Source organism: Desulfonatronospira thiodismutans ASO3-1 (genome assembly GCF_000174435.1).
GTDB classification, from domain to species: Bacteria; Desulfobacterota; Desulfovibrionia; order Desulfovibrionales; family Desulfonatronovibrionaceae; genus Desulfonatronospira; species Desulfonatronospira thiodismutans.
In genome coordinates, this window is the sequence record NZ_ACJN02000004.1 from 76,610 (window position 1) to 100,651 (window position 24,042).

The following is a 24,042-nucleotide window of genomic DNA, read 5'->3' on the forward strand; positions in this document are numbered from 1 at the left end:
GGGTACCTCCTTTACCTGACTGAAGCACTGAATATATCAGCTGTTGTTTCCATCACCGCCCTTTCTTTTGGCCATTTCCTCTTCCCGTAAGGCCCGGCGAAGAACTTTGCCCACTATGGTCTTGGGCAGTTCCTCCCGGAATTCTATCTGCTTGGGCACCTTGAAACTGGCCAGCTTCTGCTTGCAGAAGGAGACAATATCCGCCCTGGTTAGCTCTTGGCCCTCTTTTGGCACCACGAACGCCTTGACCACCTCACCCCTGGTGGAATTGGGAATGCCCACAGTCACAGCTTCCTTAACACCTGGATGTTCGTAAAGAACTTCATCTATCTCCCTTGGATACACATTGTAACCTCCGGTGATGATCAGGTCTTTCTTGCGGTCTACTATATAAAAATAACCCTCTTCATCCATATAGGCAATATCCCCGGTATAAAGCCAGCCGTCCCGCAGGGTCTGGGCGGTTTCCTCCTGCTGATTCCAGTATCCCTTCATTACCTGAGGGCCTTTTACAATGAGCTCTCCGGTTTCATTGGAGGAAAGAGGTCCTTCTCCGCTGTCCATGTCTACAATGGCTGCATCGGTATCCGGAAAAGGCAGCCCTATGGAACCGATTTTGCGCTTGCCCCGCAGTGGATTGAAATGAGTGATGGGTGAAGCTTCGGTCAGGCCGTAGCCCTCGATGATCTCGGCCCCGGTGGTCTTGTTGAACTTCTCGATTGACTCTCTCGGTATGGGCGCGGACCCGGAAATGCAGTAGTCAATGGAGGACAGGTCATAACTGTCAATGTCCTTTTGCTGCAAAAGCGCCTGGAAAACAGCCGGAGCAGAGGGAAAAATGGTGGGTTTGATTTTGTGGATGGCCTTCAGGACATCCCTGGGGACAAACCTGGGGTACGGGGCCAGGGTGGCACCGATGGCCGTGGCGAAATTGACGCATACTGTCAGGCCGTAAATATGAAAATAGGGAAGCAGACCCAGTACAGTGTGCTCCCCCAGCTGTATATTGTGCAGCATGGACATGGCCTGGCGTACATTGGCGGCCAGGTTGTAATGGGTCAGCATGACCCCCTTGGACATCCCTGTGGTACCCCCTGTATACTGCAGTACAGCCAGGTCCTGCCTGGGCTCCGGAGTATATTTCAAAAAAACTTCACCCTTCTGGATAAGTGATGTCCAGGGAAGAATCTTTTCTTCATCATAAGGGATGTCGACTGCTTTTTTCTCCCGGTGCATCTTGAAACGATAAAGCCAGGTCAGCGGAAAACGCAGACAATCCGGGATGCTGGTCACAAAAACGCGCTCCAGGCCGAGCCTTGGCAGAAGCTCTGAAAGCTTGGGCCAGAGCATATCCAGGGTAATCAGAAACTTGGACTCAGAATCGCCGAAGTGGTGCAGGATCTCCTTTTCCATATACAAAGGATTGGTCATGACCACCGTGCCACCAGCCTTGAGCACTCCCCAGTAGGTGATGACTGTCTGGGGCAGATTGGGCAGCATAATGGCCACTCTGTCACCGGGACTCAAACCGTAGCTTCGAAGATTGGCTGCTACATTCTCTGTCAGTTCCTGGAGCTTTTTGTAATTTATCTTCCAGTTGTTGAAAATTATGGCCCTGCGCCGGGGATGCTTAGATGCTACCCGGTCCAGGTATTCATATACGGGTATATCTTCGTAATCCAGAGAAGAACTTACTTCACTGTCGTAGTATTCCAGCCAGGGTCTTGGTATATCCGTTTTAATCATGTATCCAGCCTTTTGTTTTTCAACAAAATTGACAGCAATTATTTATGAAGACAATACAGTAGACACCAAAAATTTGTAACCGATTGTATCTGTTTAGCGCTTTTAAGGAAAGCAGGGGACAGGGACCCCCGCACTTATTTTTCTGAAGGATGTTTGACGGAATTTTAAAAATAAGTGCGGGGAGAGCCAGTCCCCATGCCACATGCAAAGCGCTAAAAGATACTAACCGATAAAGAGATCCAATATAAGCAAGGGGATAACACAATTTCAGCCATGCAGGGGACGTCGGTCACCACCAACCGGAACAGCCTTCAGGCGTACTCTCCAGCCGTGAGCGGCAAAGCCGCCAGTGGGCAACGAAATTGTTAGTGCCAAAAAATTATGTTTATCCCGGGCAAACGGAGTCAGTCTAAAAAAAACAGCTTTTTAAATCAACTTAAACTTTCGTCCCTGAAAATTTCCTTTTTTCCCTGATGCCTGAATACTTTCATTGACAGGCACCAGGATCATCTGCAGAGTTCTGGCTTTAAAAAACAAAAAAGTTTGGATGGACAGGTCTTTTTAACCTTTACAATCAAGCAGCAGGTGTTATTTTGCTTTTTATTCCAGCAGGCTTTTTCGCCTCAAAACAAGGACCTCTCCTCGTGAACACACTTTATAAAAACCGGCAAACCTATTTTTTGGAGGAACAATGCGATTATATATCAAAACCTTTTTATTGCTGACTTTATTTTTTATTTGGTCCGGCAGCATTGCAGGGGCTTCCCTGCCGGAATTTTCAGATCTGGCTGAAAAGGCAGGCCCGGCGGTAGTCAACATAAGCACTGTGAAAAAAGTAGAAAGGCCTGAGATGGGGGATTTTTTCCGCGGTTTCCAGGATCGCGGGCACCCTTTTGAGGAGTTTTTTGACCAGTTCGAAAGATTTTTCGGTGAAAGGGAGCGTCAGCCCAGAGAGCAGCGTTCCCTTGGCTCTGGCTTTATCATTTCCCAGGACGGATACGTAGTGACCAACAATCACGTGGTTGAAGGGGCGGAGGAAATCAAGGCCACCTTCAGACTGGAAGACGAAGAAAAAACATTTGAAGCAGAGATAATCGGTACTGACCCTGAGACCGACCTGGCCCTTATAAAGATCAATACTGATATGGAACTGCCCACCCTGGAGTTCGGCAACTCCGAAGACATGAAGGTGGGGCAGTGGGTTGTGGCCATAGGCAACCCCTTTGGACTCAATCACACTGTTACCGCAGGAATAATCAGCGCCAAGGGGCGGGTAATAGGTGCCGGCCCTTATGACAACTTCATCCAGACCGATGCTTCCATCAATCCCGGCAACAGCGGCGGACCTCTTTTAAATATGCAGGGCGAGGTAATAGGGATCAATACGGCTATAGTAGCCGCAGGACAGGGAATCGGATTCGCCATACCCAGCACCATGGCTGAAGACATCATCAGCCAGCTTAAGACGGATCAGAAAGTCAGCCGCGGCTGGCTGGGCGTAACCATCCAGAATGTCGACCAGGATATCGCTGACGCCCTGGGCCTGGAGGAAGCCAGAGGTGCCCTGGTTGCCGGCGTAACTCCCGGCGATCCCGCTGAAGAAGCCGGCATGGAAGCCGGTGACGTTATTGTCTCCCTGAACGGCGACTCTGTTGAAGACTCTTCCGACCTTACCAGGAAAATTGGACAACTGGCCCCCGGTTCTGAAGCCACTGTTGGATTCTACAGAGACGGTGAGAAAAAAGATGTCACCGTAACCCTGGGGGAAAGAGACCTGGAAGGCCTGGCTGAACGTCCCGAACCGGAACCGGAGAGCGAAAAGGCTGACCTGGGGATGTCTTTTCGTTCCCCTTCACAGGAAGAGGCTGAGCAGCTGGGCTTAAGCGAGCCCCAGGGCCTGCTTGTAACCGAAGTTGAGCCAAGGTCCCCGGCCCACCGCGCAGACATCGCCCCGGGAGATCTGATCCTGCAGGCCAACGGTCAGAGGGTGGACAGTACCAATGATTTCTTCACCATCCTGGAAGAAGATGCCAAGCCCAAGCAGGTGCTCATGCTGCTGGTAAACAGGCAGGGGCAGAATATCTTCAGGACCATACCGCTCAGGGATTAACACCTGAAAACATATGACAGGCGGCATGTTCATCCGGACATGCCGCCGGCAAAGATAAAGCCCATGAGCAAAACCTACAGCATAAAGTCCGGCTGCAAGATAAATCTTTACCTGAAAATACTGGACAAACGCCGGGATGGATACCATAATCTGGATTCCATTTTTTATCCCCTGTCCAGGCCGGGGGATTATATCGATGTCATTCTTGTACCCGGCTCCGGGATCTCCCTGCGCGCCTGCCCCAAGAGCCTGGAAAAAAGCAGCAATATCCTTTTGAACACCTATAAGCTTTTTGCCGCAGCAACCGGATTTCGCCCCGGACTCAAGGTCTACCTGAGCAAAAACATTCCCGTGGGGGCCGGACTCGGCGGGGGCAGCTCCAACGCGGCTTCTTTTCTGCTTTTTCTCAACAGCTTAAACAGGGCCACCGCCCTTACCAGGGAAAAACTTTTTGAACTGGCTTCAGAGCTGGGGGCGGACGTGCCCTTTTTCATTTACAACAGGCCAGCCCGGGTCACGGGCAAGGGAGAAATCGTATCGCCGGTGCATATAGGCCTGCATGGACTGCACTTGCTTGTCATCTGCCCGGAAGTAAGCATAGATACGGCCAGGGCCTATCAGGCCCATGACCAGAAAACCAGGGACTCCCGCCCACCTGGTGACTCAGTATTGACAACCGGACCCTTAACAGATAATAGATCGCCTTTTGAACGGATAATTCTCAGCAACTGTTTTGAAAAAACAGTATTTGCTGAGTATCCAGGGCTTGGAAGCATTAAGACACAAATGCTTCAGGCCGGTGCAAGCGGCTGTGTTCTGAGCGGCTCGGGGTCAAGCCTGTGCGCCTTTTTCCGCGAAAGAAAGTATCTTTCGCAGGCCTGCCACACCCTTGACCGTCAGAATGTTTCCTTTTACTATTCCAGAATCAACTGATGGGGCGTCGCCAAGCGGTAAGGCAACGGGTTTTGGTCCCGTCATTCGGAGGTTCGAATCCTTCCGCCCCAGCCAACAAAAAGGACCATGTCCATGCCTGGACACAGGGAACTGAAAATAATAACCGGCAACGCCAACCCTGAACTCGCCAGAGGAATATGTGACCACCTGGGAATGACGCTTAGTCCTACCCTGGTCTGCACTTTCAGCGACGGAGAAAGCAGGGTCGAAATCGGAGACAATGTCAGGGGTGATGACGTTTTCGTGGTTCAACCCACATGTGCCCCTGTCAATCACAATATTCTTGAGCTCTGTCTCATGCTGGACGCCCTCAAAAGGGCCAGTGTTGGCCGGGTTACTGCAGTGATACCCTATTACGGATATGCCCGTCAGGACCGCAAGGTCGTCCCCAGGGTTCCCATAAGCGCCAAACTGGTTGCCGACTTCATCTCCGTTTCCGGCGTAAACCGCATTTTGACTATAGACCTGCACGCAGGGCAGATTCAGGCTTTTTTCAATATCCCGGTGGACAATCTTTTTGCTGCTGAAGTACTTTTGACCTACCTGAAGCAGTTCGGGGATCAGGCTGTTGTGGTCTCCCCCGACGCAGGAGGTACAGAGAGAGCCAGGGCTTACGCCAAGAGAATCGGTGCGGAACTGGCTATAATCGACAAGCGCCGCGACACTCCCAATACGGCCCAGGCCATGCGGGTCATAGGCGATGTCAAAGACAAAGTGGCCATAGTCCTGGACGACATGATCGACACCGGGGGCACCATGATGGAGGCCTCCAAGGTGCTGTCTGAAAAAGGAGCCAGCAAAGTGCTTGCCTGTGCCACCCATCCGGTACTGTCCGGACCGGCCATCGAGAGGATGGAACAGTCCCACTTTTCCGAAATAGTGGTCACTGACACAATACCCCTGAGCGAAAAAGCCAGGGCCAGCGGGAAGTTCCAGGTGATTTCCGTGGCCAGCCTTTTAGCCAAGGCCATCCACAACATTCACACAGAGTCTTCTGTCAGCGTTCTTTTTTCGCATTAATAACCGGACGTTAAACACTTACAAATTAAAAATTTACCGGCAGGCAAAAACGGCCGGATCTGCATCAAGGAGCAAAATAAAAATGTCCGAACTTTACAATCTTAAAGTCGAAGTACGTAACGAAAAAGGCAAATCTGCAGCCCGGAAACTGCGCAAAAACGACTATGTACCCGGAGTCTATTATGACTCTTCCGGCGAGACTCTGCCTTTGAAGGTTAGAAACGGCCCCTTCTACAAGGCCTGGAACCAGGTGGGCACCACTAATGTTGTGGAACTGGAATATACCCACAGCGGAGAGACTCACAGGAAGCCATGCCTCATCTGGTCCATAGACCGCCATCCCTACAAGAAAGTATACATGCATGTTGATTTCTACGGTGTGGACCTGACCAAGGAAGTCACTATTGCCGTACCGGTGGAGGTCAAAGGCACTCCCAAGGGGGCGGAAGACGGCGGAATCATGCGCATATTCCGGCAGACACTGGACCTGACCTGTCTTCCGGCCAACATCCCCTCCCAGGTGACCATTGATGTCTCAAAGCTGGACATCGGGGACAATATTTACATTGAAGACCTGAAAATGCCCGCCGGAGCCAAGGTCACCTTTGAGGAAAACTTTGCCGTTGTCGGTCTGGTTCCGCCCATGCAGGAAGAACCCGAGGCTGAGGCTGAAGAAGGTTCGGAAGAAGAAGGTGCCCGGGAGGCTTCTGAAGAAGAGGCTGCAGAAGAATAGAGCCGGCCAGCTGACGAGCCTGTCCCTGGGAGCCCTGCTGATATTTTCCCGGCCATTTTTGCAGGGCAAGCCAAAAAAACACCAGCATATACCATTTCAAGACCTGCATATTCATGTACGTTCTGCAGCACCTGCAGGGCTAGGCTTTGACTTGACCGGGGGCTTCCATTCTGAAGTGTTTCTAACAAAGCTTCAAAGCAAAAGTGCTCTCCCTGGACCGCCCTTCAAAGGGGTACAGTCCAGGGAGTAAAAAACCTGTTTGCTGCAGATCGAACCCTGGGGAAAGGTCTAAGAGATTTTAAAACCGCAATGCCCAACCTGAACAATCCAGCAGGCCGGATAACCGGGCCAAGGCTGATAGCCGGGCTTGGCAACCCTGGCAACCGCTACAGAAATACCAGGCACAACATGGGCTTTCTGGTCCTGGATCACGCTATGGATTCTGCCCGGTGGGAGCCAGGGGAGCATGTCCGCTGTCTTGATGAAAAAAATGAGTTCACCCTTTGGGAGTGGACCATGCCTGAGGACCCGGCTGCAAGGTATCTGCTCAAGCCCATGACCTACATGAACCGAAGCGGAAAAGCCGTGGCCCGTGTGGCGGACCGGCTGAACATCCTGGCGGAGAGTATTCTGGTTGTGCATGATGAAGTGGATCTCCCTCTGGGCAGGGTCAAGCTCAAATTCGGCGGCGGTCTTGCAGGACACAATGGCCTGCGTTCCATAGCAGATCATCTTGGATCCAGGGATTTTGCCAGGCTGAGGATAGGCGTTGGTCGCCCTGAAGACCAGATTTCTCTTTCTGAATATGTGCTGCAGAAGTTTACTCCGGAAGAGCAGAATGACCTGAAAGACTCTCTGGACAGATCCGTAGCCGCCTTACGCCTTTTATTCACACACGGGAAACAGCCTGCCCTTCAGCACATAAATTCTCCTGGAGGCGACCAGGCACACAATATTTAAAAATTTGAAATCACTCATGGACTATTTAAACCCTTTGAGCTACAATTACTCCAACAGGCGAAGAAGAGGCTTTTACAGCCGTGAACCTCTGGGTTCCACTTCCAATCCCCTGTTCATTCCAAAATATGGACCTGCCGGCTGCGACCTGTTTTACCGCCCGGATCATTATCCGGCTACGGGAGATACAAGGCATCGCATGGAACCGAATCAGGTTTAGGAGGCCTAAAGTGTTTTCAGTTGGCGAACTGGTTGTCTATCCCGCGCAGGGCGTGGGAAGGGTTGAAAAGATTGAAGAACAGGACCTGGGCGGAGCCAAGGCGGTACTGTACATAGTACGCATTCTCAGCAACAACGTCACCTTGATGGTCCCGGTAAACAATGCTGACAACGTGGGTCTAAGACCTGTCAGCGGCAAGGGCCAGGGACAGGAAATTCTATCCTTCCTGGAGGATCGCTCGGATTTCACCGGCTACTCCGGGCAGAACTGGAACAGGCGTTACCGGGAATATTCAGACAAACTCAAGAGCAAAGACCTGCAGGATGTCGCCTATGTTCTTAAGGAGCTGTTTCTCATCAGCAGGGACAAAGAGTTGTCTTTTGGAGAGCGCAGATTGATGGAGCAGGCCATGGGGCTCATATCCATGGAGCTGTCTTATGCCCTGAGCATAGACCAGGAAGAGGCCAAGTCCAGGGTGGAGGCTCTTTTTGCAGACATCCTGAGTCCGGAAGTCCAAGAACATGATGACCAGGAAGATATTTAGGCTCTTTGCACAAATTTCAAACCAACGTGTTGTTTCATTTTCAAAGAAAGCCAGGAGGTTTTGCCCACGGAACACCCCAGTGTATTAAAGAAGAATACACGGGGCAGGCACGGAAAGGCAAGGAAGTTTTTAAAGAGTTTCGAAGCAACGCATCTTCCGTGAAATTCCGTGTATTCCGTGGGCAGTCTCTTTTGCCCCGAAGAGGCCGCTTTTTCAGCCTTCAGGACAGGCACACCACAATTATTTTTTATAAACAAGTACTTAATTTTATTGAAAACAATAAATGCACGGAACCAGGTCACTGCCAGCCATTTCCAGTTGTATTTTTGTGTTGATAATCGTTGAATAACGTTGTATCAAGCATTTTACCGGCCGGCATCCAGCAAGTAGAATCCTGTCACAACCTGCTGCAGGATGTATACATCTCTTTTTTACATTTGTTACGTGTTAAGTGCAGCTGCCGCCCAATATACCCTTTTTCAGGCCATGCATGCGCACCATTGATCTTTATTATTCTGCCCTTTTTATCCATCCAGACCAGGATGTCCTGATACCCTTACTATAAATTTTATAAGCGTGTCAGAATTATCAACAAACATATTCGGCAAAACATGCATCCGCAGCGCTAGATTTCACTGCAATGCGAGTTCATGCCGGACTATAAAGTTCATTGTTTCGTAACAGTTTATCCTTTTTTAATGAAAGCAGGGGACTTTTCCGCACTTATTTTTCTGATGAACAATTTTACTTGTTGGATATGGAAAAATAAGTTCTGGACAGCACCCATGCTACATGAAAATGGCTAACCTGTTACATTGATTCATTTATTTTATCTTTTTTACTTATTAATTATCTTTTCAGGAGAAGATGTTCATGAACCTATCGGACCTTAAAACCAAATCCATGAAAGAACTGATGCAGCTGTCCAAGGAGTACGAAATTGAAAATCCCAGCGGAATGCGCAAACAGGAACTTATTTTTGCCATTCTGCAGTCCTGCGCCTCTCAAAACGGTACAGTTTCGGGCGAAGGCGTTCTGGAAATTCTGCCTGACGGCTTCGGCTTTCTGCGCTCACCCATGTACAGCTATATGCCCGGGCCTGATGATATCTATGTATCACCATCCCAGATACGCAAATTCGGGCTGCGCACCGGAGACGTTGTTTCCGGACAGATCCGTCCCCCAAAAGAAGGCGAGCGCTACTTCGCCCTTCTTCGGGTCAACCAGGTCGGCTTTGGAGAACCTTCCGAATCCAAGAGCCTGGTGCTGTTTGACAACCTCACCCCTATTTACCCCGACAAGCGCTTTGTCCTGGAAAACGGTGCGGAAAACCTTTCTTCCCGGGTCCTGGACCTTTTAAGCCCTGTGGGCACTGGTCAAAGAGGACTGATTGTTGCTCCGCCGCGTACCGGAAAGACAGTGCTTCTGCAGTCCATTGCCAACTCAATCAATGCCAACGACCCGGACGTTTTCATGATTGTCCTGCTCATAGACGAGCGCCCCGAAGAAGTAACGGATATGGAAAGGACTGTCGATGCGGAGGTGGTCAGCTCCACTTTTGACGAACCTCCGCAGAGGCACGTGCAGGTGGCGGAAATGGTCCTGGAAAAAGCCAAAAGACTGGTGGAGAGGAAAAAAGACGTGGTAATTCTCCTGGACAGCATAACCAGGCTCGGCCGGGCCTACAACACCATCACCCCTTCCTCGGGCCGGGTTCTTTCAGGCGGACTGGACTCCAACGCCCTTCAAAGACCCAAGAGGTTTTTCGGAGCCGCCAGAAACATCGAAGAAGGAGGCAGCCTGACCATTATCGCCACCGCCCTCATCGACACCGGTTCACGCATGGACGAGGTCATTTTCGAAGAATTCAAGGGCACCGGCAACATGGAGATATACCTGGACCGCCATCTGGCCGACAAGAGGGTATTCCCGGCCATAGACATCAACCGCTCAGGCACTCGCAAGGAGGACCTGCTTCTGTCCGAGGACGTACTCAACAAGGTCTGGATCCTGAGAAAAGTGCTCGCCCCCATGAACAGTGTTGACAGCATGGAATTTCTGCTTGATAAGATGAAAGGAACCAAAAGCAACAGGGAGTTTTTGGACATGATGAACAAGTAGGCATCACTCAGGGCCGTGTGCCCTGAAAAAACCGCGGTCCTGCCCTGGGGACCGGGCAGAAGAACAATCCATGCAGACCCTAAAACGCCTGAAGACCTTTGTTTGTTTTTTTCTGATCCTGGCTTTGATGGTACCTGCTACGCAGGCCAAAGCCTTTATTTTCAGCGAGTTCACCATCACTGATGAGGCTGAACTGGGGACAAAGGTACACAGTCTTATCCGCAGCAACTACCATGTGGTCCAGGATCCGGAAATAACCAGCTACATTCAGGACATTGCCTCCCGCCTGGAAAAAGCAGCGCCTCCCCAGCCTTTTCCGTTGCAGGTGGACGTGGTTGAAGACAGATCTCTCAATGCCATGGCCACTGTAGCCGGATATATGGTACTTTTTTCAGGCATGATCACCAGAATGGAGACCGAATCCGAACTGGCCTCCATCATGAGCCACGAACTGGGCCATATTACCCAGAGGCATGTGGCCCGGAATATTGAACGTTCCCAGAAAATAAGCGCCGGCGCCCTGCTGGGCATACTGGCCGGGGCACTTGTGGGCGCTGAAGCCGGTGAAACCATGGCGGTGGGCTCCATGGCCGGGGCGCAAAGCGCCTTTCTAAGTTATTCCCGGGAAGACGAGCGCGAGGCTGACCATGTAGGTATGAACTACCTTATCGAGGCCGGCTACAATCCCAAGGGCATGGTTTCCGCCATGCAGAAAATCAGGCGTCTGCAGTTCTTCTCCGGGGGAGACATCCCCTCCTACATGAGCACCCATCCCGGCGTTGATGAGCGCATCAGCTATCTCAGGAACCGAATTGAGCGCCTTGATGACGAACTTCTAAAACGCGAGGACGACAACACCAGGCTCTACAGGGTCCAGACCCTGCTGCGGGCCAGGCACGATGACCCATCCAAGGCCCTGGAACACTTCCGCAAGCAATCAGAGCATGAATGCCTGGCCAACCTGGGCATGGGCATAGCCAACAGCCGTATGAACCGGGTGCGGGATGCCGAGCAGAATTTTGAAAAACTTCTGTCCATAAGCGACCAGGATCCCCTTTTTCTCAGGGAAGCCGGCCGGTTTTACTTTCAGTACGACCGCCTGGACAAGGCGGGAGAGCTTTTGCAGAAAGCGGCAATGCTCAATCCCGACGACAGCCTTGCCTTGCTTTTTTATGCCAGGGTCCTGGCGGAGAAAGGCGACACTGACACAGCCATAAGCTACTTCCGGGAAACTCTGAAAAAAATGCCGGAAAACTCCAGGGTCCATGAATTCATGGCCCGCACTTACGGGGAGCAGGGTGACAATTTTATGGCCCACACCCACATGGCCTATGCTCATATTTACAACAACCAGAGGAGCCGTGCAGACTTTCATATGGACAGGGTCAGGGCGGCGGCCCAAACCGCGGAACAGGAGAAAAAGGTCAAGGAACTGGAAAAAGCTTATGAACAGAGGGTGCAGTTCTGGAAAAAAACCTCATGAGGTTTTTTGAATACAAAGTACAGAATAATTAAGCAGTTGACTGACCAGCAAACAGGGCTTATTTTTTATATAATTCTGTGATTTCTTGCAGTTACACCCTCTTGATCCTGAAAGCTTACTGCAGAATAATAGTTCTCTTTGCCGTCGGTTTACCAGCTCAATCATGTCAGCGCTTTTAAGGAAAGCAGCGGACAGGCACCCCCGCACTTATTTTTCTGAAGGATGTTTGACGGAATTTTAAAAATAAGTGCGGGGAGAGCCAGTTTCCATGCCACATGCAAAGCGTTAAACAGATACTATTTTGCCAAAACCGGCTTACAGTCTGCTTCCAACTGTCTGCCTGTAAACTCATCGACCGCAGTACCTTCGTTTACAACCATAGACAATTACGGCTTTTTAGGCTACGTTCGCCAACTTTAAGCTGCTGCACCGGTTGCATAGTCAGGCTGTGAGAATTTTTCCCTTAAACAACAGTAACTCATACTCAGGAGGAGACACATGTTATTGGAAACCATGATCTTTGCCATGGGGGCCGACCCGGAAGGCGGGGCAGGCAACCCCCTGGCAGCCTTTGTACCACTTATACTAATGTTTGCCATTTTCTATTTTCTGCTGATCCGTCCTCAGCAGAAAAAGGCCAAGGAACACCGCAATGTCTTGGCCAACCTCAAAAGGGGGGACAACGTTCTCACCAATGGGGGAGTGTATGCGCGCATCTCGGACATTCAAAACGATGTGCTCACCCTGGAGGTTGGCGACAAAACCACAATAAAGGCCAACCGCAATTATATTGCCGGACTGGCAGATCCGAACCAGGACGCAGTCAAAAGAGAGTAGACCGGGACCGTTGGAGGGCCTGGTCTGCTGAGAACAAAAAGCAACTATTCAGCATACCCTGCGTCTACTCTTATTCTAAAAATTGGGAGTCGGGTTCGGCATCGGCTTCCGGCTCGGAGAGCCTGCAGTTCGGAAGAGGGTTGAAATGGAAAACGAATGGCCAGGTCATGCGGGAAGTGCCCCTTAGACGTTTCGTTTCCCATCCCGATCCCGGACCTGACAAAAGCATTGCCATGGTGAATAGTTACAACAAAAAAACTAACTTCAGGACATTTACTAATGAAGGCCAACCTGCGTTGGAAAATCCCCATCATACTACTGGTGCTGCTCGTCAGCCTGGCTTTTTTTCTGCCCACTTTTTCTAAGGTTAAGGATTCCAGGATCGGTGAGTACCTTCCGGACAGGCAGCTGAACCTGGGCCTGGACCTGCAGGGCGGAATCCATCTCCTGCTCAACGTTGAGGTCGAAAAAGCCATGGAAAGATCTCTTTCCCAGGCCGGACTCGATATCCGTGACGATGCCAGAGAAAATCAGATCCATGTTCTAAGGCCCTCGGTGAACGAGGATACAAAGCTGGAGTTCACCCTGCTTCGCAGTGAGCAGCAGGGAGAGCTGGAGCAACTGCTCTCGGACAGGCATCCCAACCTGCAGATAGTGGATACAGAGGCCCTTGAGGACGACAGGATACGCTACATCATGGATTATGTCCCGGAACTCAAAGACGAGATGCATGAAATGACCATGGACCAGGCGGTGAAAACCATCCGCAACCGCATCGACCAGTTCGGCCTGGCCGAACCGGATATCCGGAAGCAGGAGGAAAACCGTGTTCAGGTCCAGCTTCCCGGCATGGATGATCCCGACAGGGCCATAGAAATCGTCGGCCAGACCGCCCACCTGGAGTTCAAGCTGGTTGACGAGGATGCTGATGTGCGCAGGGCAGAGGAAGACGGTGTTGTTCCGCCTGGAAGCAGGCTTTACTACCAGGTGACAGAAGGCCCCGACGACACTGAGAGCAAGCAGCCCATTGTGCTCAAGGACGACACCCTCATGAGCGGGGAACATATCACCAACGCCCACACAGCCTTTGACGAGCGCAACAACCCTTACGTCTCTTTGACCTTCGACTCCCGGGGGGCCAGCATATTTGAAAGGATCACCGGGGAGAACATCCAGGAAAGGCTGGCCATAGTCCTGGACGGAGAAGTATATTCCACTCCGGTTATCCAGGAGAGAATTTCAGGCGGCAGAGCAAGCATCACCGGCCAGTTCACCGTGCAGGAGGCCCATGACCTCTCTGTCGTCTTGAGGGCAGGGGCGCTGCCTGCTCCGGTGCATATCATGGAAGAAAGAACAGTGGGGCCTTCTCTGGGCCAGGAATCCATTGAGCGCGGGGTCAACTCAGCCCTCATCGGAGGCGCCTTAGTGGTGGCCTTTATAATCTTTTACTACGGCTTCGCCGGTGTTGTGGCCAATACAGTCCTGGCTTTGAATATAATCCTCATACTTGCCGGTCTTGCCGGATTCGGGGCCACCCTGACCCTGCCGGGAATAGCCGGCATAATCCTGACCATAGGCATTGCTGTAGACGCCAATGTGCTCATATTTGAGCGCATAAGGGAGGAGCTAAGGCGGGGGCTGTCTCCCAGGGCAGCTGTGCAGGAGGGTTACAACCGGGCCACTCTGACCATTCTGGACGCCAATGTGACCACAGTCATCGCCGCCATGATCCTTTACCAGTTCGGCACCGGGCCGGTCCGTGGATTTGCCGTGACCCTGACCCTGGGGATACTGGCCTCAATGTTTACGGCCATATTTGTATCCAGGGTGATCTTCGATATCTGGATCGCCAGCCGCAAACCACAGACAGCACTTAACATCTAACCCTTCAAGGCAGAACCATAATGGGTTTTCAGATAATCAGACCGGATACCAGCTTTGACTTCATGGGCAAAAGAAAGATTGCCCTGACAATATCTTTGGTCCTTTTGTTTCTGGGACTTGCTTCGCTTCTGGTCAAAGGGGGGCCGAGATACGGCATAGACTTTGCAGGCGGGGTGATTCTCCAGATCCAGTTTGAATCAGAAGTGGAAATGGGCAAGCTCGAATCCCTGTTGCAGGAGGCCCAGCTCCCGGGCATGTCCCTGCAGACATTCGGGGACCGCGGAGACAATGAATACCTGGTGCGCAGTTCAGCCGAGGGCTTGACCACCAGTGATGTACGGGAGCAGACACGCCAGGCCCTGCAGGCAGAATTTCAGGAGGACGAGTTCACTTTTCAGAGGCTGGAAATGGTCGGTCCCAGGGTGGGCGAGGAGCTCCGGGAAAATGCGCTGCAGGCTCTTTTCTTTGCCGTACTGCTCATATCCATTTATATATCCGGTCGCTTTGAGCACAAGTGGTTTATTGCCGGGTTCATGGCTGCAGGCCTGGGACTTGGGGTGTATCTGCTGAAAATCCTGGGGGCCCCCCTGGTCTTTCTCATCCTGGCCGCCCTTTTGATATCAATCATGTTCACATGGTATTTAAAGCTGAGCTTTGCCCTGGGGGCGGTACTGGCCCTGATACATGACGTACTCATTACTGTGGGAATTTTCTCGCTTCTAAACAAGGAATTCGACCTGAGCATAGTGGCCGCCCTGCTGACCATTATCGGCTATTCCCTGAACGATACCATTGTCATTTATGACCGCATCCGGGAAAACATGCGCAAGAAAATAAGCGAGTCTTTGACTCAGACCATCAATACAAGCCTGAACCAGACCCTGAGCCGGACCATTGTCACCTCCGGAACTACACTTATGGTAATTCTGTCCCTGCTCATCCTGGGCGGGGGCATAATCCACGATTTTGCCTTTGCCCTGCTGGTAGGTGTTCTGGTGGGAACATTCTCTTCTGTATTCGTGGCCAGTTCCATTCTCCTGAAACTGAGACCGGAAATCCCGGGAGAGGACGAAAAGGAAGAAGTAATTGACGTCAAGGCCAGGATGGATATGCGGGCTCAGAAAAAAGGCAGATGATTCAAGAATTATGGATTGGGATTCTGGGATTCAGGAATTGAGGGATTGAGGAATTCAAAGATTGTGAATTATGGATTAAAGGGTTAGATAAGGCCCAGGTTCACACGCTCTAATCCAAAAGGCTCCGGAATTTTTTAGTTCCCGGAGCCTTTTTTTAAGAAAGTATTTGCTGCTCTTTCCTGCCTCTGCAGTGCTGAGCCGTCAATTCTTTAATCCCTGAATCCCTCAATATCAAATCCCTCAATCTATCAATCAATATTTAAAACATATCCTTTTCTGTCTCGTCGATTATTTCCTCTATGCTGGCCTGCAGCTCCGCCGGCAGACCCATGATATCCACATTCATGAAACCGCGTACAATGGTTGAAGTCGCCTGCTCCTCGTCCAGCCCCCGGGCCATGAGATACTCGATTTCTTCCTGGGCAATCTTGCCCACGGCTGCCTCATGGGAGAGCTCTACACCTGGAACCGTGGCCTTTAATTCTGGAATGGCGTGAATAATACCCTCAGACAAAACAAGGCCCTTGCATTCCAGGTGACCCTTGGCAGGGGCGGTATTGCCCTCTATGATCCCGGGAGCGATTATGGTCCCTCCGGTGGTGATGGTTCTGGATATTATCTCTCCCCTGGTATCGGGGGCATTGAGCACTATCTTGTTGCCGGAATCAATATAGGATCCTTTTGGGGCTACGAGAATGGAGTTAAAGCTGGCCACGGCCCTTTCTCCGTTTAGAAACACCGCTGGAAAGGACTGTACAGACCTCACCGGGCGCAGCAGTATATAATTGCTGGCGAAAACCCCGTCTTCCTGGACTATGGCCACGGTGCGGGGCCGGACCATGACCTCGCTGCCCCAGTTGTGCACCATGGTAAAGGTGAGCTTGCCGCCCTTCTTGATATAGATCTCGGAGATGCCCAGGTGCAGGGCCGAGGTCACATCTGCCGAAGTGGTGCAGCCTGTTATGACATGCAGTTCCGAGTCTTCTTCCACAATAATTATATTGTGTACATTCTGGCCCACATTCTCACCCTTAATGAAAAGGCAGGACTGGACCGGATCTGTTATTTTGGCCCCCTTTTCAGTCCTGATGAAGTAACCTCCGTGCACCTTTTCCGCGGCGGCCCGGGTAAACTCGTCCTTATCCTTGTCCACGGCCTGCCAGTAATACTCAGGCAGGCCGTCATACTTGTCCAGAGCCTCCTTTATATCCAGGATCTCAACACCTTTCTGGCATGAACTGCAATGCACCTTGGAATGGTTGACATGCAGATATGAGCCGCTTCTCTGGGCCTCTGAAGTATCCACGCCGGCCATGAGCAGCTGTTTACGGTCTGCTTCGCTCAGCTGCCGCAGATCTTTGAGGGCCGGCTGTTCCTGCTGGTCAAAACTGTACCTGCCCAGATCCACCCGGGGTGTTTCACTTTCGTTTAGTTGAGACATCTTACACACTCCTTATATCCGTATTTGCTGATATGATCCAGAATATCTCTGGGCCTTGCAGTGCAGCACAGCTTTCCTTCGTAAAGCACCTGCCCCCTGTCCGCATTGATGTAATCCAGTATGTATCCGGTATGGGTTATAATCAGCCCGGATGTCTGATGTCTGGATTTGAGCTCTTTCATGGAAATACCGTTTCTGGGCTCAAGAGGACCGTCCAGAATCCCTCTTATGACCTTGCCGATAAGGTTCATGTTTTCCAGATCAACACCTGACTCCGGCTCGTCAAAAAGGACCAGCCCGGGATCCTGAGCCATGAGCTGCAAGAGCTCCGACCTTTTTATCTCCCCCCCTGAAAATCCTGCATTGATATCCCTGTCAAGAAGCTCTGTAAAATTGACCTCCTTGGCCATTTCGTCCACGTCAACCTCCCTGCCCCCGGCACACAGCTTGACCATATCCCTGGTCTTGAGTCCGTGAATCGTGGGAGGACGCTGAAAGGACATGCCGATACCCAGTCTTGCACGATCATAAGCAGGCATGTGGGTGATATCCTGGTCATTGTAGTAAATTCTGCCTTTCACGATTTCATAGCCGTCAAAACCCATGAGAGTCATAAGCAGGGAGGTCTTGCCGGACCCGTTGGGACCGAAAAGTATAAAGTTCTCTCCATCGCTTATCTGCAGGTTTATCCCCTTGAGGATCTCCCTGCCCCCGACCTTGACGAACAGATCTTCAATGGTAAGCATGACCACTCCTTAGTGTATAATTACATTGTTCAATGATGTTAAGTCAGCCTGGATATGGAAAAATTCTGCGCAGGCTACAGCTACTCCAGAAAAAATTCATCCTTTTTCTGAGCCTGATAACAATAATAACACCTTTTATTATCTTTGAAAAGAGGCAGCAAAATCATTCCGGCCAGAAAGCCTCCTGCATGGGCCCACCAGGCCACTCCTGACCCGGAGGAAAAAATACCCGCCCCGATGGCGGACATTATCTGGATAATAAACCATATCCCCAGAAAAATCACCGCCGGAATCCGGAACACAAAAACAGGGGGTATAAAGGTGAGCACCCAGGAGTGGGGATAAAGCAGAAAATATGCCCCCATCACCCCTGCCACTGCGCCGGATGCTCCCACTACAGGTATTGGCGAGGTCAGGTTGAAGATGATGTGTGTACCCAGGGCCGCCACCCCGCACACCAGGTAAAAGAGCAGAAACCTCAAGGAGCCCATGACATCCTCGATGTTTACAGCAAATATCCAAAGCATCCAGCTGTTTATGAGAAAATGCCAGAATCCCCCGTGCAGGAACATATAGGTTATCGCCGTGTAGAATCCTGCCTCTGGATAACCCATCCAGGCGGCCCATTCTGGCTGGGTGAATCTGGCCGGAACCAGGCCGTAGAGATGAAAAATCCTGTTCATCCCTTCCGGGCCAAGGCTTACTGTGTACAAAAAAACCAGGGCGTTTATCCCGATAAGGCCCATGACCATGTAAGGCCTGTACACATTGGGAATACTGTCTTTTAACGGTATCAAGGATTGCAGGCCATATTTTTAAAATGGTTATAATCCACGCCGGCTTTTTTTCTTCGAAGCCCCGTTAAAAGCCTTTGCAGTGCCGTCACCTGATCCATCAGCCCTTGAAAATCCCGGCTGTTGTCCACCACCATCTGGCAGCGCTTAATTTTTTCCGGTTGTGAAAACTGCATGGCATCCAGGCTCTCAAAAACATCCGGGCTCCACCCCCTGCTGGAACAGACCCTGTTTCTGCGCAGAAAATCCGGGCAGAACACCCCTACACTCAGGCAGTCACGGTCTCCGGCCATGCCGGATTCGAACCACAGGGGAATTTCAGCCAGGGCCAGACGCTTATCCGCGTGTTTCTCCCAGAACTCTTCAAGCCTGTGTCCCACCAGTGGGTGAATCAGGTGTGCAATCTCATCCATGAGCCCAGAGTCCTGCATAACTGCTGCAAGCAGCTTTTTTTTGTCCACCGGCTGGTCATCCTGTGGAGTAAAACGGTAACCGAAACGTTTCCTGAGTATAAGCCATCCGTCGCTGCCTGGCTGATACAGATCATCAACGCATTTGTCCGCGCTGAAGACAGGAAAACCCAGACTTCTGAAATATTCCAGCACACTGCTTTTACCGCATCCCGCAGACCCTGTAACGACTACTTTCTGACACTTCCTGACAAGCCACAGCAGGGTGCGTATGAAATCCCGGGGAGGCCTGCTGATAAATTCCAGCCATTGTCGGCTTACAGGATGCATGATCCCCAGGCACGATGAATGCAGCAACTGCCTTTTAGCCAGCCTGGAAAGAAACCTTTTTTTCCAGCCAAACCTGTCCCAATCTGTGCCGCCGTAAATCCTGTCCCCAAGCACGGGATGGTTCAAATGGGAAAAATGAACCCGGATCTGGTGCGTGCGTCCCGTAAATATCTGCACTTGCACAAGACTCCAAAGCCCACTGGGATCACGCTTCAGCACTTTATAGGCTGTTCTTGCGCTGCGTCCTTCTCTGCTTGGTGCCACCCTGGCCCTGCTCTGCTGGTCTCTGGCCAGGGGAACATTGATTATGCCTTCATCCTGTTTCAAGGCCCCGCAGACCAGGGCCAGATAAGTTTTATGCACGCGGCGTCCGGCAAACTGCCCGGCAAGGTCTTCTTTGGCCTCCTGGTTCAGGGCCGCCACCATGAGTCCGGTTGTATCCTTGTCCAGCCTGTGCACTATACCGGGCCTTTGTCTGTCCGTCATGAGCCGCAGTCCTGGGCAGGCATAAAGCAGGTAATGCACCAGAGTGGGAGCGGGGTCCGAGGAGGAAGGGTGTACGCTCAGGCCTGCAGGTTTATTTAAAACTACCATCTCCCGGTCCATGTATACAATGTCCAGCTTTCCGGCTACAGGCTCAAGATCTTCATTTTCCTCCCGGGCAAGAACCTGGACTGTTTGGCCTGCACTAAGCTTATGCGCCGGCTTCAGGCAGACAGTACCGTCAAGAAGGATATTACCCTTTCTGATCCAGTCCTGCACCCTGGACCTGGAAGGAGCGGGTCGGGGAATATTCTGCATCACCAGCCGGTCCAGCCTGGACCCGGCCTGGGACTCCTGAACCGTAAACAAAAGCTCTTCACCCAACTAACGGCTCCTGACAGAAAATATCGCCCTTTGCTGAAATATTCCCGGGTCTATTTTTCAAACTAAAGCACAACCTCTGTGCCGATACCGCCCCTGGTAAAAATCTCCAGGATGATGGAATTCTCCACCCGGCCGTCTATTATATGCGCCTTCTGCACTCCTTCTTCCACGCATTCCATGCAGCACTTGAGCTTGGGGATCATGCCCCCGGCCACCACTCCCGACTCCATCACCTGGGCCGCCTGCCTGCGGGTAAGGCTGGAGATAATCTCCCCGGAAGGATCCTGCACACCGGCTACATCGGTCAGAAGTATGAGCTTTTTGGCCTTCAGGGCCGAGGCCATGGCCCCTGCCACCGAATCGGCATTTATATTGTACGTCTCCCCTTCTTCATCCACTCCCACGGGAGCAATGATGGGAATAAAACCCCTGGCCTGCACCGCTTGAATAAGACCGGTGTTTATATTTACCACTTCCCCCACCTTGCCCAGATCGATGATCTCCGGTGGAGCGTCCTTGCGGTTTATGACCATCTCCATTTTGCGGGCCATTATGGTAGGGCCATCCTTGCCGGACAGGCCCACCGACCTGCCACCGCACTGATTGATCAGGCTGACGATCTCCTTGTTCACTTTTCCCACCAGGACCATTTCCACCACGTCCATGGTGGCCTGGTCGGTTATCCTCAGGCCTTCCCGGAACTGGCAGTCTATTTTGAGCTGTTCCAGCATACTGCCTATCTGGGGTCCGCCGCCATGGACAATGATTGGATTCAAGCCGATATACTTGAGCAGGATAATGTTCAGGGCGAAACTTTTTTTGAGGTTGGCATCGATCATGGCGTGACCGCCATACTTGACCACAACGGTTTCACTGTAGAACTCCCTGATGTATGGTAGGGCCTCAAGCAGAATTTTGGCCTTATTGGCTTCGCTTTCCATGCTGCTCCTGTATCCGGTATGCACGCCGGGCCATATTTTTGTAACTACTCAGCACCTGCGGACGAAAAGCCAGGGTCCGGGGGTTCGGCAAACTGGGTCCCGCACTTACTTTTCTATGTCCAACCAATTTTCAGAGCAAGATTTGCCAGAAAGTAAGTGCGGGATCTGAACGACGTAGGAAGCGTTAATCAAAACCGTTCAACGCCGAATTTGATTCAAAGCATCTTATAGGATATATCCTGACTATTAAACCCGTGTATAGGTTTTGATTTACGCTTCCTTGGAGTGAGTTTTTACGTCCTGTTTGCCGAATTTCCGGATCACTGGAACTCATTATCATTATGGCGAACAGTTAACATATTTTTATCTCTGGGATACCGCCCAGGACTAGAGTATATACCTGGTCAGGTCCCGGTCTTCCTGCACATCTTTTAGCTGCTCCCGGACATATTCCTTGTCCACGGTAATCTTTTGACCGGCCAGTTCCGGGGCCTTAAAGGACAGATCCTGCAGAAGCTTTTCCATGATGGTGTACAGACGTCTGGCCCCGATATTCTCAGTTTCATCGTTGACTTTCTGGGCGAAGGAGGACAGCTCTTCAAGAGCCTGGTTATCGAATTCCAGACTAATGCCTTCGGTCTCCAGGAGGGCCCTGTACTGCCTGGTGAGGGCGTTCTGGGGCTCAGTGAGAATACGGTAAAAGTCTTCGCCGGTAAGGGCGGAAAGCTCTACGCGCAGGGGAAATCTGCCCTGCAGTTCCGGAACCAGGTCCGAGGGCTTGGCGTAATGAAATGCCCCGGCGGCGATAAAGAGTATATGATCGCTTCTGACCATGCCGTACTTGGTGTTGACCACGCATCCTTCCACCACCGGCAAAAGGTCTCTCTGGACTCCCTCCCTGGACACGTCCGCTTTGGAGGATTTGTCGCTGGCGCATACCTTGTCTATTTCGTCGATAAATATGATCCCGCTTTGCTCCACGCGATCCTTGGCTATCTCGGTCACCTTGTCCATATCCACCAGTCGCTCGGTCTCCTCCTGAAGCAGGATCTCGTAAGCATTTTTTACTTTTACCTTCTTTGTCTTCTTTTTCTTGGGAAAAACACGGCTGAACATGTCCCGGAACTGCATCTCCATGTCCTCCATACCCGGCATGGACATGATCTCCACGTTGGAACCGGCCTGCACCTCCACCTCCACGGTGCGGTCGTTGAGCCGGCCGTCACGCCAGAGCTTGCGCAGCTTTTCCCGGGTCCTGTTTTCGTCGGCCTGAGACTGCTGGTCCTGCGAATAGCCATCGCCGGCCTGTCCTGTGGACTCCAGTTGAAAAGCGACCTGCTGCTGGCCCTGCCCCCCCTGCTGGCCTTCCGGGGCCTTTTTGGGCGGCAGAAGCAGATCCAGAAGTCTTTCCTCGGCATTGGCCTCGGCCTTGGCCTGGACCTTTTCGCGCTCCTCGGAACGAACCAGGTTGACCCCGATCTCCATAAGGTCCCGGATCATGGATTCAACATCGCGGCCTACGTAGCCCACTTCTGTAAACTTTGAAGCCTCCACCTTGAAAAACGGAGACCCGGCCAGCTTGGCCAGCCGCCTGGCCACCTCGGTCTTGCCCACCCCGGTGGGGCCGATCATGATTATATTCTTGGGGGCTATTTCCTCGCGCAGTTCCGGGTCCAGCTGCTGCCTGCGCCACCTGTTGCGCAGGGCGATGGCCACCATGTTCTTGGCATCCTGCTGGCCGATTATATACCTGTCCAGTTCGTGTACTATCTCTCTCGGCGTGAGTGTTGTGCTCATTAACTTAATTCCTTTCTAATCGATTTTTTCCGTGACGATATTATTATTTGTATAAACACATATCCGGGCTGCTATCTGCATGCCCTGATTGACTATGTCTTCAGCACTCAGCTCGGTATTGTCCACAAGGGCCCTGGAAGCAGCCAGGGCATACGGACCTCCGGAACCAATGGCTGCTATGCCGTCGTCCGGCTCTATCACATCACCTGTGCCGCTGATGATAAGGACATTCTCCTTGTCCGCCACCACAAGCAGGGCTTCCAGACGCCGCAGATACTTATCCATGCGCCATTCCTTGGCCAGCTCCACACTGGCCCGGAGAAGATTACCGCGATATTCCTCCAGTTTGGCCTCGAACCGCTCAAACAGGGTGAAAGCATCTGCAGTGGCTCCGGCAAAACCGGCCAGGACACTGTCCTTATACATGCGACGCACTTTTCTGGCCGTATGCTTCATGACTATGGACTGGCCCATGGTCACCTGACCGTCTCCAGCCATGGCGATCCGGCCGTTTTTTTTAACAGCCAGAATCGTAGTTCCTTCGAATGTCATATGTATGTTCTCCATGAAAACCTTTTATGATATTTAAAGCTGCACCTGCAAAAAGTCGAAAAATGAATAATTCAGGGTAACTGTTCAGCACATTTTGTGTGTACTCTTGTTCTGGCCATCGGTGTCGGGGTCGGGATCGGTATCGGCTTCCGGCTCGGAGAGTCTACAGCTCGGAGAGGTTCGACAGAAAACCGAAAAACAAAGTTGCGTGGGTCGTTCCCCAACAGCTTCGATACCGACACCGATTTCGATACCGACCCCGATAAAACCAATTATCATGGTGAATCTTACAATTCAGGAATCAATAAGCTACATAACTCTTTGTCTTTACTGCCTGCCCCGTGAAATAACTCCTTGGAGTTCCCGAAGGGATTTCACTGGGGACCTCTGACTTCTGATCTCTGATCTCTGACTACTGA

At 51.6% G+C, this 24,042-nt stretch carries 20 protein-coding genes and 1 tRNA gene; 13 read left to right on the top strand and 8 right to left on the bottom strand.

Features of this window, described 5'->3' with window-relative positions; all coding sequences use genetic code 11:
• Nucleotides 1-36 precede the first annotated feature (36 nt).
• Nucleotides 37-1,746, bottom strand: coding sequence for a long-chain-fatty-acid--CoA ligase (locus DTHIO_RS17495; RefSeq protein WP_008871578.1), 1,710 nt, complete (start codon nt 1,744-1,746; stop codon nt 37-39).
• 691 nt (nt 1,747-2,437) lie between these two features.
• Between DTHIO_RS17495 and DTHIO_RS17500 the strand changes: the two genes are divergently transcribed.
• The 13 genes from DTHIO_RS17500 to secF all read left to right on the top strand — a co-directional run bounded on the left by DTHIO_RS17500 (nt 2,438) and on the right by secF (nt 15,745).
• Nucleotides 2,438-3,856 (top strand): DegQ family serine endoprotease, encoded by a 1,419-nt coding sequence (locus tag DTHIO_RS17500; protein ID WP_008871579.1) that lies wholly within the window; start codon nt 2,438-2,440, stop codon nt 3,854-3,856.
• A gap of 63 nt (nt 3,857-3,919) precedes the next feature.
• Complete coding sequence (gene ispE / locus DTHIO_RS17505) at nt 3,920-4,789, top strand: 4-(cytidine 5'-diphospho)-2-C-methyl-D-erythritol kinase (RefSeq protein WP_040419412.1); 870 nt, start codon at nt 3,920-3,922, stop codon at nt 4,787-4,789.
• Nucleotides 4,790-4,864, top strand: a tRNA-Gln gene (locus DTHIO_RS17510).
• 18 nt (nt 4,865-4,882) lie between these two features.
• Nucleotides 4,883-5,830 carry a ribose-phosphate diphosphokinase gene (locus tag DTHIO_RS17515; protein ID WP_008871581.1) on the top strand — a complete coding sequence of 316 codons (948 nt, stop codon included), beginning with the start codon at nt 4,883-4,885 and terminating at the stop codon, nt 5,828-5,830.
• A gap of 82 nt (nt 5,831-5,912) precedes the next feature.
• Nucleotides 5,913-6,563 (top strand): 50S ribosomal protein L25, encoded by a 651-nt coding sequence (locus DTHIO_RS17520; protein WP_008871582.1) that lies wholly within the window; start codon nt 5,913-5,915, stop codon nt 6,561-6,563.
• 309 nt (nt 6,564-6,872) lie between these two features.
• Nucleotides 6,873-7,523, top strand: a complete 651-nt coding sequence (gene pth, locus DTHIO_RS17525) for an aminoacyl-tRNA hydrolase (protein WP_008871583.1) — start codon at nt 6,873-6,875, stop codon at nt 7,521-7,523.
• A gap of 16 nt (nt 7,524-7,539) precedes the next feature.
• Nucleotides 7,540-7,740: a hypothetical protein gene (locus tag DTHIO_RS17530; RefSeq protein ID WP_008871584.1), complete on the top strand. Its 201-nt coding sequence runs from the start codon at nt 7,540-7,542 to the stop codon at nt 7,738-7,740.
• Between the two features lie 10 nt (nt 7,741-7,750).
• Nucleotides 7,751-8,284, top strand: a complete 534-nt coding sequence (locus DTHIO_RS17535) for a CarD family transcriptional regulator (RefSeq protein ID WP_008871585.1) — start codon at nt 7,751-7,753, stop codon at nt 8,282-8,284.
• Between the two features lie 873 nt (nt 8,285-9,157).
• Nucleotides 9,158-10,405, top strand: coding sequence for a transcription termination factor Rho (gene rho / locus DTHIO_RS17545; protein WP_008871586.1), 1,248 nt, complete (start codon nt 9,158-9,160; stop codon nt 10,403-10,405).
• A gap of 70 nt (nt 10,406-10,475) precedes the next feature.
• A complete protein-coding gene (locus DTHIO_RS17550) occupies nt 10,476-11,888 on the top strand; it encodes a M48 family metalloprotease (protein ID WP_008871587.1) in 1,413 nt (470 codons plus the stop codon).
• Between the two features lie 498 nt (nt 11,889-12,386).
• A complete protein-coding gene (yajC, locus tag DTHIO_RS17555; RefSeq protein ID WP_008871588.1) occupies nt 12,387-12,725 on the top strand; it encodes a preprotein translocase subunit YajC in 339 nt (112 codons plus the stop codon).
• Between the two features lie 279 nt (nt 12,726-13,004).
• On the top strand, nt 13,005-14,609 hold the full coding sequence (gene secD, locus DTHIO_RS17560) for a protein translocase subunit SecD (protein WP_008871589.1): 1,605 nt from the start codon (nt 13,005-13,007) through the stop codon (nt 14,607-14,609).
• A 20-nt stretch (nt 14,610-14,629) separates the two neighbouring features.
• On the top strand, nt 14,630-15,745 hold the full coding sequence (secF, locus tag DTHIO_RS17565) for a protein translocase subunit SecF (protein WP_008871590.1): 1,116 nt from the start codon (nt 14,630-14,632) through the stop codon (nt 15,743-15,745).
• A 259-nt stretch (nt 15,746-16,004) separates the two neighbouring features.
• Here the strand turns inward: secF and DTHIO_RS17570 are convergent, their stop codons facing one another.
• From DTHIO_RS17570 to hslV, 7 genes are all read right to left on the bottom strand, one after another.
• Nucleotides 16,005-17,186 (bottom strand): SufB/SufD family protein, encoded by a 1,182-nt coding sequence (locus DTHIO_RS17570; protein ID WP_008871591.1) that lies wholly within the window; start codon nt 17,184-17,186, stop codon nt 16,005-16,007.
• Nucleotides 17,174-17,932, bottom strand: a complete 759-nt coding sequence (locus tag DTHIO_RS17575; protein WP_008871592.1) for an ABC transporter ATP-binding protein — start codon at nt 17,930-17,932, stop codon at nt 17,174-17,176. The genes DTHIO_RS17570 and DTHIO_RS17575 overlap by 13 nt, the downstream gene beginning before the upstream one ends.
• A gap of 80 nt (nt 17,933-18,012) precedes the next feature.
• Nucleotides 18,013-18,729: a rhomboid family intramembrane serine protease gene (locus DTHIO_RS17580; protein ID WP_008871593.1), complete on the bottom strand. Its 717-nt coding sequence runs from the start codon at nt 18,727-18,729 to the stop codon at nt 18,013-18,015.
• Entirely contained in the window at nt 18,726-20,333 is a 1,608-nt protein-coding gene (gene coaE / locus DTHIO_RS17585) for a dephospho-CoA kinase (RefSeq protein ID WP_008871594.1), read from the bottom strand. The genes DTHIO_RS17580 and coaE overlap by 4 nt, the downstream gene beginning before the upstream one ends.
• Nucleotides 20,334-20,395: 62 nt before the next feature.
• Nucleotides 20,396-21,274: an acetylglutamate kinase gene (gene argB / locus DTHIO_RS17590; RefSeq protein WP_008871595.1), complete on the bottom strand. Its 879-nt coding sequence runs from the start codon at nt 21,272-21,274 to the stop codon at nt 20,396-20,398.
• A gap of 387 nt (nt 21,275-21,661) precedes the next feature.
• On the bottom strand, nt 21,662-23,071 hold the full coding sequence (gene hslU, locus DTHIO_RS17595; RefSeq protein WP_008871596.1) for an ATP-dependent protease ATPase subunit HslU: 1,410 nt from the start codon (nt 23,069-23,071) through the stop codon (nt 21,662-21,664).
• A 15-nt stretch (nt 23,072-23,086) separates the two neighbouring features.
• Complete coding sequence (hslV, locus tag DTHIO_RS17600; RefSeq protein WP_008871597.1) at nt 23,087-23,623, bottom strand: ATP-dependent protease subunit HslV; 537 nt, start codon at nt 23,621-23,623, stop codon at nt 23,087-23,089.
• Between the last annotated feature and the right edge of the window lie 419 nt (nt 23,624-24,042).